The organism is Streptomyces sp. SCSIO ZS0520 (genome assembly GCF_025643355.1).
Lineage (GTDB): Bacteria > Actinomycetota > Actinomycetes > Streptomycetales > Streptomycetaceae > Streptomyces > Streptomyces physcomitrii.
Genome location: NZ_CP092644.1, coordinates 3,482,700 through 3,499,582, shown reverse-complemented (window position 1 = coordinate 3,499,582; position 16,883 = coordinate 3,482,700). Strand labels below are relative to the sequence as shown.

The window sequence follows — 16,883 nt, the reverse complement described above, 5'->3', positions numbered from 1 at the left end:
GCCTCAGGACCCGTCAACTGCCCCCGTGTCCCGCCTTCTTGAGCCTCCGCCCGCCATCGCCCGCCCCAGCACCGACTCGATGGCGGCGAGGCGGTCGGCGAGTTGGTCCAGGGCGGCGACCGCGCGGGCCAGCGGTTCACCGTCCCCGCCTTGGCCGCGCGCCCGCCAGGCGGTGCACAACTCCTCCCAGCGGGCGGCCTGTTCGGGGCTGAGGGTGCCGCGCAGGGCGGCCAGGCGCAGGAGGTTGGCCTCGGCGCCGGTGGTGAGGGTCTGGGCCTCGGCGGCGTAGTGGTCGGCGACGAGGGCGTCGAGTTCGCGGGTGTTCATCACCGGCTGGATGCGCTGGGCGATCTTGTTCATGTTCCGGTACGAGCCCTGGAGTTGGAAGGGCGGCAGGCTGCGGGTCCCGTCGCTCTGCACGGCCGAGGAGAGATAGGCCCCGTTGACCGCGAGGACCGTCTCCCGGGCGCGCAGCAGCAGCCGCAGCACGGCGAGGATCTGCTCCACCTCGGCGGGCGGCAGCGAGAGCGCCGCCCCGTCCGCGAGGGCGTCCACCGCGGCGGGATCCGCCGGGAGGCCGCCGCCCGCGCTCCCGCCGGGGCCACCGGCGCTCCCCGAGGCCAGCCGCAGCAGCCGGTCCAGCTCCGTGCGCTCGCGTTCGGCGAGCGGGGCGAGGACCGGGTGGGCGGTGAGGGCGTTCTCCACGAAGCTGCGGGCGAAGACCTCCTCCTTGCCGGTGAGGACCTCGCCGAGGTTCCAGACGTCGGCGCGGTTGGCGAGCATGTCGGGGACCTGGAAGCGCGCCCCCGAGGCGGTGTACGGATTGCCGGCCATGCAGACCGCGAACCGCTTGCCGCGCAGGTCGTAGGTGCGCGGTCGGCCGTCCCGTACGCCCTCGATACGGCGGGTGGCGTCGCACAGCGGGATGAACTTCTCCAGGAAGCGCGGGGAGGTGTGCTGGATGTCGTCCAGGTACAGGAGGGTGTTGCTGCCCGCCGCCAGGGCGAAGTTGATCTTCTCGACCTCCTGGCGGGCCGCGGCGCCCGGTGCCTCGGCCGGGTCGAGGGAGGTGACCGCGTCGCCGAGGGCGGGGCCGCTGATGCGCACCAGGACCAGGCCGAGGCGTTCGGCGACGTACTCCAGCAAGGTGGTCTTGCCGTAGCCGGGCGGGGAGACCAGCATCAGCAGGCCGCCGGTGCCCGCGCCGCCGGTGCCGTCCACCGTGCCGAGCTGCTTGGCGAGGCTGTCGCCGATCAGCGGGAGATAGACCTCGTCGACCAGGCGGCCGCGGACGAAGGTGGAGAGCACCCGCGGGCGGAACTCGCCGAGGCGGAGCTTCTCCCGTTCCCCGGCGACGAGTTGGGTGCGGCGGCGCTGGTAGGCCCGGTACTCGGGGACCTCGCGGGCGGTGAACTCGCCCACCCGGGCCAGGAGTTCGTCGAGACGCAGCCGCAAGGCGCCCTCGTCGACGCGGGGATGGGCGCCGCGCAGCCCGGTCACCGTCTCGGTGAGCGGGGCGTCGCCGGGGTGCCGTACCAGCTCCGGGCAGAGTTCGGCGGCCACCGCCTCGGCGAGGTCGCCGGGGGTGAGCTCCTCGCCGCTGCTGTGCGCCCAGGCGGAGAGCCAGGCCTCGACCAGCTGGTGACGGTCCGTCAATTTGTCGAGTGCGGCCAGGTCCTCCTCGTAGGCCGCGGTGCCGAGGCCGCGCCGGAACTTCTCCAGGAGGGTGCGGGCCCGGGCGCTGAGCACGAAGCCCTCCGGTCCGCCGGTCAGCTCCTCGAAGAGGTACGCGGCGGCCCGCGCGGCGCCGTCGCCCGCCTCGCCGCCCGGGGCCGCCTCCTCGTCCTCCCCCGCGCGGATCGCCGCGGCGAGTTCGCCGCGGAAGTCGTCGAGGGCCGGGCCGGGGCCGAAGGCCTCCCGGGCGCGGGCCAGCGAGCGGGCGCGGCGGGTGAGGTCCGCGCGTTCGGCGGGTGTGGTCCGGTGCGCCCAGTGGAGCTGGGCGCGGGCCCGGGCGGCGGGCTCGTGGCGCAGCACCCCCGCCTGCTCGTGCAGCCGCAGCAGGGCGGCGAGGATCAGGGCCGCGTCGTGGTCGTGGACCCCGCGCGCATAGCCCTCGTCGTAGGCCTCCTCGGCGGCGGTGCGGGCGAGCCCGGGCAGGTCGGCGGCGGCCAGCGCGGCGGGGCCGTGGGTCTCGAAGAGGCGTACCGCGAGGTATTCGGCGCGGTAGACGGCGGGCGACTCGGAGGGCAGCGGGCGGTCCCACAGGTGCCGGGTGGCGAGGAAGTCCGGGTCGGTGACGGGGGCGGTCCAGTCGGTGCCGGTGAGGCTGAGCACGAGGCCCTCCTCCCGCGGCACCAGGGTCAGGTCGAGCGGCTGCGAGTTGACCGCGAACAGGTGCCTGCCCAGGCGGACTCGGGCGCCGCCCGCGCTGCCCAGCTCGCCGCGGTCGCGGACCGCGCGCAGGGCGGCCCGGCGGGCGGACTCCAGCTGCCCGTCGAGTTCCTGGGCGCGGGCCTGCTCGCCCAGCTCGCGCAGTTCGGCGGCGGTGCGGCGGACCTTGGCGGCCATCGGGTCGGAGACGAACCAGGTGGCCACCTCCTCGGGGCTCCCGAGCGCCGAGGCGCGGCGGCCCACGGTCTCCAGGACCCGGGCCGCGCTCTGGGCGAGCCGGGCGGCGTGCCGGGCGCGGGCGTCGGCGAGGCTCTGCTTGCGCGCCGAGAAGGCCTCGTGGATCTCGGTGCGTTGGGCGTCGAGTTCGGTGAGGAAGTCCGCGGAGGAGGCGAAGCGGGACTCCAGGTTCTCCACGTGCAGGAGCATCCCGGCGAGCTGCTGCTCGCACTCCTCGGGGGTGTGCGCGGTGGCGAGCGCGGCCGTCGCCGACTGCCCGAGCAGGGCGAACTCGGCGGCGAACTCCGCCCGTTGCTCGGTATCGCCGAGGGCGCGGCGGCGGGCGTCGAGGGCGGCCCGGCCGCGGTTGACCCCCGCGGAGACCTCGGCGAGGCGCTCCAGGACGGCGGTGCGCACGGTGGCGTCGGAGGTGCCCAGGGAGGCGAGGACCTCGGTGACCGTCTGCAGCCCGGCGGTGAGTTCGTCGAGGCGGGCGGCGAGCGGCTCGGTGGCGGCGACGGTGGCCGCGGCCGCGATCTCCCCGTCCAGGGCGGCGAGTTCGGCGTGCGCGGAGGCGAAGGCGTCGGCGCGGGCGAGGGAGGCGGTGGCGCGGCGGCCGAATCCGGCGAGGTCCTCCTCGGTGCGGGCGTCGAGTTCGGCGATGCGCGCGCGGTCGGCGTAGCGCAGGTCCTTCAGCGTCAGCAGGCGGCCGCGGGCGCGGCGCAGCGCGGTCAGCCCGTCGACCCAGGCGGTGGCCTCCCGCGGGCTCTCGCCGCGCAGCCGCCGCACCACCGCGGTGATCTCCCGCTCGGTCTCCGCGAGCGCCTCGGCGGCCTCCCGGGTCAGCTCCCGTACGGTCGCGAACTCGGCGAGCACCTGCCCGGCGGTGGCCCGCAGCCGCTCCAAGGGCTCGGCGAGCGCGCCGAGTTCGGGCTCGGCCAGCCAGTGGTGGCGGTCCGCGGCGGCGGTGCAGGCGGCGGCCAGCGCCTCGTAGCCGGAGGCCGTGCCCGAGGACTCGGCGACGGCGCGGGTCAGCGAGAGGCAGTCGGCGATGCCGGACACCAGGTCGGCGTTGCCGATCCGGGCGAGCGGCCCGGAGCCCGGGGGCCGGGCGGCGGCGAAGGTGTCCGCGACGAAGGGCGTGCGCCACAGCTGCACCGGGTGGACGCGGGCGCCCTCCTCGCCCGCGGCCCGCGAGGTGACCAGGGTGCCGTCGTCGAAGAGGGCGTGGCCGTGGCACTCCAGCGGGGTGGCGAGCTGCTTGCGGATGAGGTTGTAGGGGAGCAGGAGTTCGCGGCCGCGCTCCTCGTCGCGGAAGACGTAGAGCACGTCCTCGCCGTAGGGGGAGCGCACCAGGCGGACGAAGCGGAGGTCGCCGGTGCCGGTGCCGAAGACCTTGTGGGCGCCGGTGGCCAGCACATATCCGCCGGGGAAGACGATGCCCTGGTCCTCGGGCAGGCGGCGGCAGGACTGGCCGATGCCGTCGAGCCGCAGCACCTCGCCGGTGAGGGTGTGGAAGACCAGGTGGCGGTCGGCGCGCTCCTTGTAGGGGCGCACCTTGAGGAGCAGCAGGACGCCGACGCGGGCGTAGGCGATCTCGGCGTCGGCGAGCGACTGGAGCGGCTCCTCGACCGGTTCGCTGTACTCGGCCCGCTGGTCGGTGGTGTCGTCGCGGGTCTTGACGGTGAGCAGGCCGCCGGTGGTGCCGACCCAGACCAGGTCCTCGACGCGGACATGCGGGTGGCGGCCCGGCACATGGTGCTCGCGGCCCGGCACCTGCCAGGTGAAGTCGTAGGGCTCGGTGGGGAGTTGGTCGCGCTCGCCCTGGGCGTCCAGGAAGGAGACCTCGCCCGTGGCGGTGAGCGACCAGCGCAGCACCCGGACGTCGCCCGCCGCCTCGCCGGTGCGGAAGACCGCGAGCAGCCTGCCCTCGGTGCGCACCAGGCGCAGCAGCCGGGTGCCCCGGAAGTAGCGGTGCAGGGCCGCGAACTCCCGTACGAAGGCGGGGTCGTCGAGGAGTCCGGGCACCGCCGAGGCGGGCAGCGGCGCCAACTGCCGGTCGTAGAGGGCGAAGACGTCGCCGGGGACCGCGTCGCCGCCGCCGCGCCGGGCGCCGTGGTGGCCGAGCAGCAGGGCCTCGCCGACCGCCACCAGGTCGGCGGGGGCGCAGTTCTCCGGGGTGCGCAGGTCGCCGGTACCGGTGAGGGCGAGCCGGGTCTCGCCGAACTCGGCGGTCCGGCGCTCGTTCAACTCCTCGGCGCGGCGCGCGAGTTCGGCGGCCTCCGCGTCGAGGCGGGCGCGCAGCACCTCGTAGGCGCCGGTGTCCTCTCCGGAGGCCGCGCCCGCGTCCGGTGCGGGAGGCGCCGCCGTACCCGTACCCGTACCCGCGCCCGTACCGGCGCCCGCACCCGTACCCGCGCCCGCTTCCGTACCCGTACCGGATCGCGTACCGGTGTCCGCCTGCCTGCCGGTGTCCGCGGCGGGTTCCGTGCCCCGTGCCATCCTGGCCAGCCTTCCTTCGTCTCGGGGAGCCCGGGCCGCCCCCGCGGCGGCCCGGGCAGGGGAGTCAGCTCCGCACCGCGCCGCCGACTTCGCCGAGCGGCATGTCCGCCAGGCCCAACTCGCCCGCACGCTTGAGGAGTTGGTCCAGCCGTCCGGAGTCGGCGCCGCCGGACTTCATCAGCTTCAGCAGGAGCGCGGAGACCGTCATGTTCTGCACATCGGCGGTGGAGATACCGCTGAGGACGCGGCCGAGGTCCTCGGTGAAGCTGGCGGTGCCGTCCAGCCAGGGGCCCGCGAGGGTCTGCGCGGTCCGGGAGCTGTCGAGGAAGGCGTCCACGCCCTTGCCCAGCGAGACCGAGCCGACCAGGCGGTCGAAGAAGACCGACTCGCCGCCGACGATGCTGATGTCGGCGTTCTCCAGGCCGGTCGAGAGGACCGCGGCCTGCGCCTCGGCGACCTGCCGCTGCACATCGAGACCGGCGAGCCGGACCTCCTTGTCGGCCTCCAGGCGCAGCCGGTACTCCTCGTGCCCGCGGGAGGCCTCGTCGAGGGCGGCCATCGCCGCAGCCTTCTCGGTGAGTCCGGCCGCCTCCGCCTTGAGCCTGCTGCTGACGCCCTCGGCCTCGGCGAGCGCCCGGCTGCGCGCCCCCTCGGCCTCCGCGCGCAGCCGCGCCTCGGTGGCGCGGGCCTCGGCCTCGCCGGTCTTCGCGATGGCGTCCGCCTCCTTCTCGCGCACCTGCACCCGCGCGAGGCCCTCGGCCGCGGCCTCGGCCTGGACGCCCTCGGCGAGCCGCAGCTTCGCCCGCGCGTCGAGGTCGGAGGACTTCAACCGGGCCTCGGCCAGGGTGAGTTCCTCGGCGGCGCGGTGGGCGGCCGCCTGCTCGGCCGCCTCCGCCGCCTTGATGTCCTTGACCAGCCGCTCCTGCGCCTCGGCCTCGGCGGCGATGACGACCGCCTGCCGCTGCCGCTCGGCCTCCTCCACGGCCCGCAGCTTCTTGATGGACTCCTCCTGCTCGGCGACCGTGCGGTCCACGGCCACCCGCTCCCGTACGACCTCGGCGATCTCCCGCTTCTGGGCCTCGACCTCCTTCTCGGCGGAGATCCGGGTCAGTTCGGTCTCCCGGTCGCGGGCGATGACCTCCAGGACGCGGTCCTTCTCGATCCGCTCGTTCTCCACCGCGATGACCCGCTCGCGGTTCTTCGCGGCGACGGCCACCTCGCGGGCCTGGTTCTCGCGCTGCACGCCGAGCTGCTCCTCGGTGTGCAGGAAGGCGGTCTGCGCGCGCAGCCGCTCCTCCTCGACGACGCGGGCGGTCTCGGCCTCCTCGCGGGCACGTACGGTGTCGATCTCGCGCTTCTGCTTGATCTCGGCGTCGGCCTGGCGGCGTTCGAGTTCGAGGATGGCCTCCCGGGCGTCGACGTTCTGCCGGGTGATCTCCTTCTCCTCGTTGCGCTGGTACTCGTTGGTGCGCACGTGCTCGACCGCGGTCAGCTCGGTGATCTTGCGGATGCCCTGCGCGTCCAGGACGTTGGAGGGGTCCAGCTGGGCGAGCGGGGTCTGCTCCAGGTAGTCGATCGCCGCGTCCTCCAGGCTGTAGCCGTTGAGGTCGGTGCCGATGACCTGGATGATGCGGTCGCGCAGCTCGTCGCGCTTGGTGTAGAGGTCGGAGAAGTCCATCTGCTTGCCGACCGTCTTCAGCGCCTCGGAGAACTTGGCGTTGAACAGCTCCTGCAGGATGGCCTTGTCGCTGGCCCGCGCGGTGCCGATGGCCTGCGCCACCTTCACCACGTCCTCCACGGTCTTGTTGACCCGGACGAAGAAGGAGATGCGGATGTCGGCGCGGATGTTGTCGCGGCAGATCAGCCCGTCCCGGCCGCTGCGGGTGATGTCGATGGTCTTCACCGAGATGTCCATCACCTCGGCCTTGTGCAGCACCGGCAGCACGACCTGCCCGGTGAAGGTCACATCGACCTTGCGCATCTTGGAGACGATCAGCGCCTTGCCCTGCTCCACCTTGCGGAACAGTCTGCTGACGACGAGGAAGACGGCGAGGACGAGGAGCAGGACGACGGCGGCGAGTACGCCGATGCCCAGGGTGAGCGCATCCATGGCGGGTCCTTGGTCTTGAAGCGGAGGTGGACATGGGCGGCCGCGCGGCGGGCCCGGCCCCGGACACCCCCCGTGGGAGCCCGTGCCGTGCGCCCTCGCGGACCTGAGGGAGTGCGGTGCCGGCGGCCGGCGCCGCTCAGTCCCGGGGGTCGAGCGCCTCCTCGAAGGAGGCGACCCAGAAGAACTCCCCGGTGGAGTCGTAGGCGTACAACAGCCCGGTGCTGCCCAGGCGCAGCGGGTCGGTGCCCGTCTGCCGGACCTGGACGAGAGCGGTGGAGCCGTCCGCGGCGGCGACCTCCGCCTGGCCGAAGGCGCCGTCCACCCGGCCGGTGCGGATGGTGCAGGTCCGGCCGAGGAAGTCCTGCCGGGACGGCCCGGGTTCGTCGGGGAAGAGCCGGGCGAAGGGGCGTACGAGCAGCCTCGTCAGCCGCCAGGCGAGGAGCAGTGCCAGTACGGAGGCGAGGAGTTCGCCGAGCAGCCGTACGGTGCCCGCATCTGCCGGTACCGCGTCCGCGATCAGCAGCGAGGAGGCCAGGCTCAGGAACCAGGCCAGCGCGGTCAGCAGCGAGAAGGCGATGCTGACCGGCACCCCGCCGAGGCCCCAGGCCCCGAAGTCGGCGTCCGCGTCGAAGCTCTCGGCCTCGCCGACGCCGACGGCCACCAGGACCCAGAAGACGAGCACCACCACCAGGGCGGCGGTGAACAGGATGGTCGGAAAGCCCGCGGCGGTCTCGACGAACGTCCGCATCCCAGCCCCCGGTCCTCTCCCGCGCCTCCGGTCAGGAGGGCAGGAGGCATCTCCGGGCCCCGGTACGGACACCTTGCCGGTGTCCGGAACCGGAGCCACCCCCGTGTGTTCCCCTGGCGTCATTGTGCCCGGCTCCGCAGGGTCCCCGCATTGCCGGAACCCGGCAGACTTCACTACTCTCCGGATGCCGGGTCACCGTAGGGGAGGCGTCAAGAGGCGCGTTAACGGCCCGTCAAGATTGGGGAGTTGGGCGTGACAGCGAGGGGGCGGACGTGATGGGGGCGGAACTGCCCGCCGACTGGCTGGACGGCTACACCCGGCTGCTCGCCGAGGTCGCCGCCACCGGCCGCCGCCCGCGCCGCGAGGAGCTGGACGAGCGCCGCGCCCTCGGCGAACTCGCCGCCGCCTCCGGGCTCGGGCTGCGCGCCATGGTCTCCAGCCACCTCGCCGCGGCCCGCACCGACTGGCCCGGCGTCCCCGGCTCCGCGGACAGCGTCCTCGCCGCCCTCCAGCAGGCGGTGGACGCCTTCGCCGAGGGGTACGAGCGGGCCCAGCGGCTCGCGGTGCGGCGCGAGGAGGCGGTGCGCCGCGAGTTCATCGACGATCTGCTGCACGGCCGCAGCGACCTCGGCCGGCTCGCCGCCCGCGCCGAACGCTTCGGCCTGCGCCTCGCCCAGGCGCACGCCGTCGCCGTCGCCCAGGGACCGGAGTTCTACGACGAGGGGGACTCGGTCGCCCGCCAGGTGGAGCAGGCGCTCCTCGGGCGCTTCGGCGGCCGGTCCGTGCTGCTCACCACCAAGGAGGGGCGGCTGCTCTGCGTCGCCCCCGGCGACCAGGAGGAGATCCTCAGCCACTTCGCCAAGCAGGCCTACGCCGCCACCGACGGCTGCCAGGTCGCCCTCGGCCGCCCCCAGTCCGGCGCGGGAGGCGTCATGCACTCCTACGAGGAGGCGCTGAGCGTCCTCGAACTCGCCCAGCGCCTCGAACTCGACGACCCCGTGCTGCGCGCCGCCGACCTGCTCGTCTACCCGGTCCTCGCCCGCGACCGGCAGGCCATGGCCGACCTGGTGCGCAACGTCCTCGGCCCGCTCACCTCGGCCCGCGGCGGCGCCCGGCCCCATCTGGACACCCTCACCGTCTACTTCGACTCCGGCTGCGTCAGCGCCGAGGCCGCCCGCCGCCTCTCGCTGAGCGTGCGCGCCCTGACGTACCGCCTCGAACGCATCCACCGCCTCACCGGAGCCAGCCCCGCCGACCCGGCCCAGCGCTACATGCTCCAGACCGCGGTGATCGGGGCCCGCCTCCTGGACTGGCCCGCGACCGAGCTGTGAACGGCGGCCGGGGCGGGCTCCGGCCGCTTCCGGTCCCGGTCCCGCTTCCGGTCCCGCCCCCGCCCTCGCTCCCGCTCCCGTGATCCGGCGGTCCCGGTGGAAATGGGTGCTGGGCCCGATGCGGGAGAAACCGGACATGGGGGAGAGTGGTGTTCCGGTGGAGGACTCTCCGCCGCGCCTCGGGACCCGTGGCGCGGCGCGCTTCCCCGCGGGGCCCACCCGCCCCGGGCGCACCGCCTGAGGTGCGCGTCCACCGGGAGCGGAAACCGTCCGGCGCGACCGGCCTCCATGGGCCTCCTGCGCCCCGGTCTCCCGCGCAGCAACTGCCCGGTCCACCCGTTCCCTTCGCTCCGCCTCGGCCGACCTGCCAACCGGCCGACCTGTCGCACAGCCGACCGCCGCACCGCCGCAGAGCGCTCGACCGGTCCGCCGCCCGCGGACCCCCGCCCGCCGCGCGGCCATGCGGCCGTGCCCGCCTCCGCCGCGGCGGCCCGCTCCGTCCGGGGCGGCGCCGACCGCCTTCGGCGCCAGGGCTGTCGCGGGGAGTGAGGAGACCGACGCCGCCGCCCGACGCCGAGGAGCCGACGAGAGGGGACGACGTGAGTGTCACCGCCATGCTGGCGGTGGCGGTGTTCGCCGCCGTGTACGTCCTGATCGCCACCGAACGCGTCCACCGGGTCACCGCCGCCCTCGGCGGCGCCGTCGTCATGCTGGTCATCGGCGCCACCGAACCCGACCACGCCTTCTTCTCCCGGCACTCCGGCATCGACTGGAGCGTCCTGGTCCTGCTGCTCGGGATGATGCTGATCGTCTCGGTGCTCCGGCGCACCGGCGCCTTCGAGTTCGTCGCGGTCTGGGCGGCGAAACGCTCGCACGGCCGCCCGTACCGGCTGATGGTCCTGCTGATCCTCGCCACCGCGGTGCTCTCGCCCTGGCTGGACAACGTCACCACGGTGCTGCTCATCGCCCCGGTCACCATCTCCGTCTGCGAACGGCTCGGGGTGCCGGTGGTGCCGTACCTCATCGCGGAGGTGATGGCCTGCAACATCGGCGGCGCGGCCACCCTGATCGGGGATCCGCCCAACCTGATGATCGGGGCGCGGGCGGGACTGAACTTCAACGACTTCCTGCTGCACATGACGCCGGTGGTGGCGGTGCTGATCCTGGTGCTGCTCGGCCTGAGCCGCCTGCTCTTCCGCTCCGCCTTCCGCTACGACCCCGAACGCGCCGACCGGGTCACGCATCTGCGGGCCCGCGACGAGATCAAGGACATGCGGCTGCTCGTGGTCAGCCTGGTGGTGATCGGCGCGGTGATGGTCTGCTTCGTGCTGCACACCACCCTGCACCTGGAGCCCTCGGTGGTGGCGATCACCGGCGGTCTGGCGCTGCTCGTCCTGTCCCGGCTGAAGACCCGGGAGGTCGTCGGGGACGTGGACTGGGAGACGCTCGCCTTCTTCGCCGGGCTCTTCGTGATGGTCGGCGCGCTGGTGCAGACCGGCATCATCGGCGACCTCGGCCGCTCGGCGGCGAGCGTCGCGGACGGTCAGCTGCTGCCCACCTCGATGGCCCTGCTCTTCGGCTCGGTGATCCCCTCGGCGGTCATCGACAACATCCCCTTCGTCGCCTCCACCAGCCCGATCGTCGCCGAGATCGTCGCCTCCTCCGGCGGCCGCGAGGAGGCCGAGGTGCTCTGGTGGTCCTTCGCCCTCGGCGCCGACCTCGGCGGCAACGCCACGATCATCGCCTCCTCGGCGAACGTCGTCGCCGTCGGCATCGCCGAACGCAGCGGCCACCACATCTCGTTCTGGCAGTTCAGCCGCTACGGCCTGGTCGTCACCGCGGTCAGCGTCCTGGTCGCCGCCCTCTACGTCTGGCTGCGCTACTTCGCCCTCGCCTGAGGGCGGCAGTCCACCGGGAAAGGAGCCCACCGGGAAAGGAGCCCACCAGGAAAGGAGCCCACCGGGGAAAGGAGCCCGCCGAGCCGAAGGGAGCCCGCCGATCCGCCAGGAGGCCGCCCGGCCCGCGAGAGCCCGCCGGGCCGCACCGCCCAGGAGCCCGCCCTCGCCCGTGCCGAAGGAGGCGTCATGCCCCACCCGTACGAAGACGAGCCCCCCACGGACCGCCCCCGCATCCCGCACGCCCGGGCACCGCAGGACCGCCCCGGCGCCCCGCAGCCCCGAGCCCGGCACCCCCGCGGCGGGCACCCGCGCGGACCGGTGCGCGGCCGTGGCCCGGCCTGGCTGACGCTGGCCGTCTCCCTCGCCGCGCTGCTCTCGGGCGCGCTGCACGGGCAGGGCCTGCTGCTCGCCGCCGGCCTGGTCCTCGCCGGGATCGCCGCGAACCTCTTCGATCCGCCGCGCAAGAGGCCGCCGGGGCCGCCGAGTTGGTGAGTCCGCGGGCCCCGGTGCGGCTCAGCGGGCCGCGCCCGCCTTCTCCGCGGGGACCTCGGGGCGGCGGCCCGCCGTCAGCCGGGTGGCCAGCGGCTCGGTCCAGCGGGCGGTGAGCGGGCCGATGACGACGAGCAGGAGCACGTACGCGGTGGCCATCGGGCCCATGTCCGGCTCGATGCCCGCCGAGACGGCGAGCCCGGCGATGACGATGGAGAACTCCCCGCGGGCCACCAGGGTGCCGCCCGCCCGCCAGCGGCCGCGCGGACCGACCCCGGCGCGCTTCGCCGCCCAGTAGCCGGTGGCGATCTTCGTCCCGGCGGTGGCGAGGGCGAGGACCAGGGCGGGCAGGATGACCGGCGGGATGCTCGCCGGATCGGTGTGCAGCCCGAAGAAGACGAAGAACACCGCGGCGAACAGGTCCCGCAGCGGGCTGAGCAGGGTGTGCGTGCCCTCGGCCGCCTCGCCGGAGAGCGCGATGCCGACCAGGAAGGCGCCGACCGCCGCCGAGACCTGGAGCTGCTGGGCGATGCCCGCGACCAGCAGGGTCAGGCCGAGCACCACCAGGAGCAGCTTCTCCGGGTCGTCGCTGGAGACGAAGCGGGAGATCACCCGGCCGTAGCGGAGGGCGACGAAGAGCACCGCGCCCGCCACCCCGAGCGCGATCGCCAGGGTCAGGCTGCCCGCGGCCAGGCTCACCCCGGCGAGCAGGGCGGTGATGATCGGCAGGTAGACCGCCATCGCCAGGTCCTCCAGGACCAGGATGCTGAGGATCACCGGGGTCTCGCGGTTGCCGACCCGGCCGAGGTCGCCGAGCACCTTCGCGATCACCCCGGAGGAGGAGATCCAGGTGACCCCGGCGAGGACCACGGCGGCCACCGGGCCCCAGCCGAGCAGCAGGGCCGCGGCGGCGCCGGGCAGCGCGTTGAGCGCGAAGTCGACGATCCCGGCCGGGTACTGCGTCTTGAGGTTGGAGACCAGATCGCTCGCCGTGTACTCCAGGCCCAGCATGAGCAGCAGCAGGATCACGCCGATCTCGGCGCCGATCGCGACGAACTCCTCACTCGCGCCCAGCGGCAGCAGCCCGCCCTCCCCGAAGGCGAGCCCGGCGAGCAGATACAGCGGGATCGGGGAGAACTGGAGCCGGCCCGCGAGCCTGCCGAGCAGGCCGAGCCCCAGGATGATCGCGCCGAATTCGATGAGAAAGACCGCGGAGTGCACGGCTCACTCCTGTCCGAGGATGGCCGCGGCGGCGTCGACGCCCTCACGGGTGCCGATGATGATCAGGGTGTCCCCGCCCGCGAGCCGGAAGTCGGGGGTGGGGGAGGGCACCGCGCCGGAGCGCCGCATCACCGCGACCACCGAGGCCCCCGTCTCGGTGCGCAGCCGCAGGTCACCGAGGACGCGGCCGTTCCACATCGAGTGCACCGACACATCGATGCGCTCCGCGACCAGGCCGAGGTCGATGGTGTGCAGCACGCTCGGGCTGTGGTGGGAGGGCGTCAGCGCGTCGATCAGCGAGCCCGACTCGGCCGCCGTCAGATGGAGCGACTGGGCGCAGGCGTCGGGATCGTCGGTCCGGTAGACGTTCACCGTCCGGGTGCCGTCCCGGTGCGCGATCACCGACAGGTGACCGCGCTCGCGCGTCGTGAGGTCGTACTGGACACCGATGCCGGGCAGGGGCGTGGTGCGCATCCGGGGAGCGGGCACGGCCCGTCCCTCCTTCGTCTCGTCTCGGGTGTACGGGGTTCAGCTGTGCGGGGGTGGCCCCGGCCGCTGGGAGCGGTCCGTGGGGCACCTCGCTGACCAGCCAGAACCTCTGCATGGTGCCATCCGCGGCGGGGCCTTGGGGATGGGTGCCGGCACGGATGGACAGGGCCGGGCTCCGGCGGGCAGGGTGAACGGGCCCCAATGTGCGTCCTGGCCGCCCGGCCCGCGTTTGCGTCCCGGGGCACGGCGGCGAGGATGGGAGACCGGGCGGCACCGACCCGGCGGGGGCGGCCCCGGCTCCACGAGACAGGAAGACGGCGCGGACCCCGGCGGTGCGGCCAGGACGGAGGACGACGCCATGTCGCTGTTCTGGCGGATCTTCCTGCTGAACGCCGCCGTGCTGATCACGGCCACCCTGCTGCTGCTCGGCCCGGTGACCGTCTCCACCCCGGTGCTCCTCGGCGAGGCCCTGGTGGTGCTCGCCGGCCTGGTCGCCATGCTGCTCGCCAACGGGCTGCTGCTGCGCATCGGCCTCGCCCCGCTGGCCCGGCTCAACCGCGCCATGACCACCGCCGACCTGCTGCGCCCCGGCGCCCGGCCCACCGTCACCGGCACCGGCGAGATGGCCCAGCTCACCGCCGCCTTCAACGCGATGCTCGACCGCCTGGAGAGCGAACGCGCCGCCAGCAGCGCCCGGGTCCTCTCCGCCCAGGAGGACGAGCGCAAGCGCCTGGCCCAGGAGCTGCACGACGAGGTCGGCCAGACCCTGACCGCGGTCCTGCTCCAGCTCAAGCACGCCGCCGACCGCGCGCCGGGACCCGTACAGCAGGAGCTGCGGCAGGTGCAGGAGACCACCCGGGCGGGCCTGGAGGAGATCCGCCGGATCGCGCGGCGGCTGCGCCCGGGCATCCTGGAGGAACTCGGCCTGGCCAGCGCCCTGCGCGCGCTCACCGACGAGTTCGGCACCCGCGCGCTCGCGGTACGCCACCACATCGCCCCCGGACTGCCCCGCCTGGACGCGGAGAGCGAACTGGTCGTCTACCGGGTCGCGCAGGAGGGGCTGACCAACACCGCCCGCCACTCGGGCGCCGACCACGTCAGCCTGGAGCTGCGCCACGGCCCCGGGGAGAGCGTGGAACTCCTGGTCCGCGACAACGGCAAGGGCATCGGCCCCGCCGCGGAGGGCGCCGGAATCCGCGGCATGCGCGAGCGCGCCCTGCTGATCGGCGCCACCCTCACCCTGGCCACCGCGCCCGGCGGCGGCACCGAACTGGGCCTGCGGGTCCGGCCCGCGGGACCGTACGCGGAGCCGGGGGCGGTGGCGTCCGGTGCGGCCGACTCCGGTGCGGCCGACGCCGACCCCAAGTCCTCCTCCCCCGACCGCCCGTCCCCCGACAAGGAGAAGCCCTGGTGAACCGGCCGTCCGTTCCGGCGCCCGCACCGGATGCCGCCGCGCCCACCGGCCGCGGCGGCCCGGCGCGTACCCGCATCCTGCTCGCCGACGACCACGCCCTGGTGCGCGGCGGCGTCCGGCTGATCCTCGACAACGAACCGGACCTGGAGGTCGTCGCCGAGGCCGAGGACGGGGCCGAGGCGGTGGCCGAGGCGCGCGCCCGGCACCTGGACCTGGCGATCCTGGACATCGCGATGCCGCGGATGACCGGCCTCCAGGCGGCCCGCGAACTCAGCCGCATCAGGCCCCAGCTGCGGATCCTCATCCTGACGATGTACGACAACGAGCAGTTCTTCTTCGAGGCGCTCAGGGCCGGTGCCTGCGGCTACGTCCCCAAGTCGGTGGCCGACCGCGACCTGGTCCAGGCCTGCCGCTCGGCCATGCGCGACGAGCCCTTCATCTACCCGGGCACCGAGACCGCCCTGATCCGCCGCTACCTGGACCGGGCGGAGGCGGGCCGCGCGCTGCCCGACAAGGCGATCACCGACCGCGAGGAGGAGATCCTCAAGCTCGTCGCCGAGGGCCACACCTCCAAGGAGATCGGCGAGATCCTCGTCATCAGCGCCAAGACGGTCGAGCGCCACCGCGCCAACCTGCTCCAGAAGCTCGGCCTCCGCGACCGCCTCGAACTCACCCGCTACGCGATCCGGGTGGGCCTCATCGAACCCTGAGCGGTACGAGGGCGAGCCCGGCCCGACCCGGGCGGGACCCCGCGGACCCGGCCTAGCCCCGCCCCGACCGCGCCCGCCCGCCGTGCAGGGCCCGGGCCACCCGGGGCCCCAGCCAGCGCTTGGCGCGGCGCAGCGACTCCAACTGCTCCACGGCGTGGTCCAGCCGGTAGTACAGCCGCGGCGGCAGGTAGGGGAGCAGCGGGGAGTGCCGCTGCCCGAGCAGGGCGAACATCTGCTCCGGCGGCAGCCGGGTGTACCGCGGCAGGTCCTCGTACCAGCGGGCGCTGTGCCGGGCCGCGCTCTGGGTGGGCAGCAGGGCGGACCTGCGCTCGCGCTCGTAGCGGGTGAAGGCGGCGGTGAGCTGGTCGCGTCCGGTGGCGCCGCGCAGGGCGCCGGCCAGGCCGACCGCGTCCTCCAGGGCGAGCGTGGTGCCCGCGCCGATGGAGTAGTGGGTGGTGTGCGCGGCGTCGCCGAGCAGGACCAGGCGGCCGCGGTGCCAGGTGCGGTTGGTGAGGGTGCGGAAGTTCAGCCACTGCGCGCGGTCGTCGGGCTGGGCGCGGCCGATGAGCGGGTGCCCGTCCAGCGGTTCGGCGAACAGCTTCTCCAGGAGGACCAGGCCCTCGGACTCGCCCGCGCGGTCCAGGCCGAGCCCCGACCAGGTCTCCGGCGCGCACTCCACCACGAAGGTGCTCTGCTCCTCGCTGAACTTGTAGCCGTAGCACCAGATCCAGCCGTGCTCGCTCTCCACGAAGGCGAAGGTGAAGGCGTCGAAGACCTTGGTGGTGCCCAGCCAGATGTACTTGTTGCGGCCGAGCACGGTCGCCGAGCCGAAGTCCGCCTCGTGCGGGCGGCGCAGCGCGCTGCCCACCCCGTCGGCGGCGACCAGCAGATCGGCCCCGTCGAGCAGCTCCTCCCCGGCGTCCTCGCCGGTCCCGGCCTCCTGCCCGAACTCCAGCCGTACGCCGAGGGATTCGGCCCGCCCGGCGAGGATGCCGAGCAGCCGCCGCCGCCCGATGCCGAAGCCCTCGTCGCCCCGGTGGCGGACGGTGGCGCCGTGGAGGTGGGCGAGCCCGTCGCTCCAGCGCACCGAGTGCTCCAGGATCTGCCGCGCGGTCTCCGGGTCGCCGCGGTGCAGCACGTCGAGCAGCGAGGCCCAGTAGGTCACGCCCCAGCCATAGGTGGACCCGGCCGGATTCCGCTCGTACACGGTGATCTCGTGCGAGGGGTCCTGCTGCTTCAGCAGGACGGAGAGATACAGCCCGGCGGGGCCGCCGCCCACACAGGTGACCTTCATGCGTGCGCCCTTCGATGCTCGATGCCTGATCGGCACACAGCATGCGCAGGGTGGAGAAAAGGGAGCAAAA

11 protein-coding genes are annotated in these 16,883 nt (G+C 74.3%); 5 read left to right on the top strand and 6 right to left on the bottom strand.

Going from position 1 to position 16,883, the window contains the following annotated elements; all coding sequences use genetic code 11:
* Positions 1-3: 3 nt before the first annotated feature.
* The 3 genes from MID12_RS13350 to MID12_RS13340 form a co-directional block, all read right to left on the bottom strand.
* Positions 4-5,109, bottom strand: coding sequence for a DNA repair ATPase (locus MID12_RS13350; protein WP_263167261.1), 5,106 nt, complete (start codon positions 5,107-5,109; stop codon positions 4-6).
* 64 nt (positions 5,110-5,173) lie between these two features.
* On the bottom strand, positions 5,174-7,219 hold the full coding sequence (locus tag MID12_RS13345) for an SPFH domain-containing protein (protein WP_040250273.1): 2,046 nt from the start codon (positions 7,217-7,219) through the stop codon (positions 5,174-5,176).
* Positions 7,220-7,355: 136 nt separating this feature from the next.
* Entirely contained in the window at positions 7,356-7,967 is a 612-nt protein-coding gene (locus MID12_RS13340; RefSeq protein WP_040250271.1) for a hypothetical protein, read from the bottom strand.
* A 275-nt stretch (positions 7,968-8,242) separates the two neighbouring features.
* On the opposite strand from MID12_RS13340, the gene MID12_RS13335 reads away from it, so the two are divergent.
* From MID12_RS13335 to MID12_RS13325, 3 genes are all read left to right on the top strand, one after another.
* Positions 8,243-9,298, top strand: a complete 1,056-nt coding sequence (locus MID12_RS13335; RefSeq protein WP_040250268.1) for a PucR family transcriptional regulator — start codon at positions 8,243-8,245, stop codon at positions 9,296-9,298.
* Between the two features lie 599 nt (positions 9,299-9,897).
* Positions 9,898-11,196: an ArsB/NhaD family transporter gene (locus tag MID12_RS13330; protein ID WP_263167258.1), complete on the top strand. Its 1,299-nt coding sequence runs from the start codon at positions 9,898-9,900 to the stop codon at positions 11,194-11,196.
* 186 nt (positions 11,197-11,382) lie between these two features.
* Positions 11,383-11,688, top strand: a complete 306-nt coding sequence (locus MID12_RS13325) for a hypothetical protein (RefSeq protein WP_078844946.1) — start codon at positions 11,383-11,385, stop codon at positions 11,686-11,688.
* A gap of 21 nt (positions 11,689-11,709) precedes the next feature.
* Here MID12_RS13325 and MID12_RS13320 read toward each other — a convergent pair whose 3' ends face one another.
* Both MID12_RS13320 and MID12_RS13315 read right to left on the bottom strand, forming a co-directional pair.
* Positions 11,710-12,906, bottom strand: coding sequence for a cation:proton antiporter (locus MID12_RS13320; RefSeq protein ID WP_052482307.1), 1,197 nt, complete (start codon positions 12,904-12,906; stop codon positions 11,710-11,712).
* 3 nt (positions 12,907-12,909) lie between these two features.
* Entirely contained in the window at positions 12,910-13,395 is a 486-nt protein-coding gene (locus MID12_RS13315) for a cation:proton antiporter regulatory subunit (protein WP_078844945.1), read from the bottom strand.
* Between the two features lie 358 nt (positions 13,396-13,753).
* On the opposite strand from MID12_RS13315, the gene MID12_RS13310 reads away from it, so the two are divergent.
* On the top strand, positions 13,754-14,809 hold the full coding sequence (locus MID12_RS13310) for a sensor histidine kinase (protein ID WP_263167253.1): 1,056 nt from the start codon (positions 13,754-13,756) through the stop codon (positions 14,807-14,809).
* Positions 14,810-14,883: 74 nt separating this feature from the next.
* Complete coding sequence (locus tag MID12_RS13305; protein ID WP_040257030.1) at positions 14,884-15,519, top strand: response regulator; 636 nt, start codon at positions 14,884-14,886, stop codon at positions 15,517-15,519.
* A 52-nt stretch (positions 15,520-15,571) separates the two neighbouring features.
* Here the strand turns inward: MID12_RS13305 and MID12_RS13300 are convergent, their stop codons facing one another.
* Entirely contained in the window at positions 15,572-16,813 is a 1,242-nt protein-coding gene (locus MID12_RS13300; protein ID WP_040250262.1) for an FAD-dependent monooxygenase, read from the bottom strand.
* Positions 16,814-16,883: the final 70 nt, after the last annotated feature.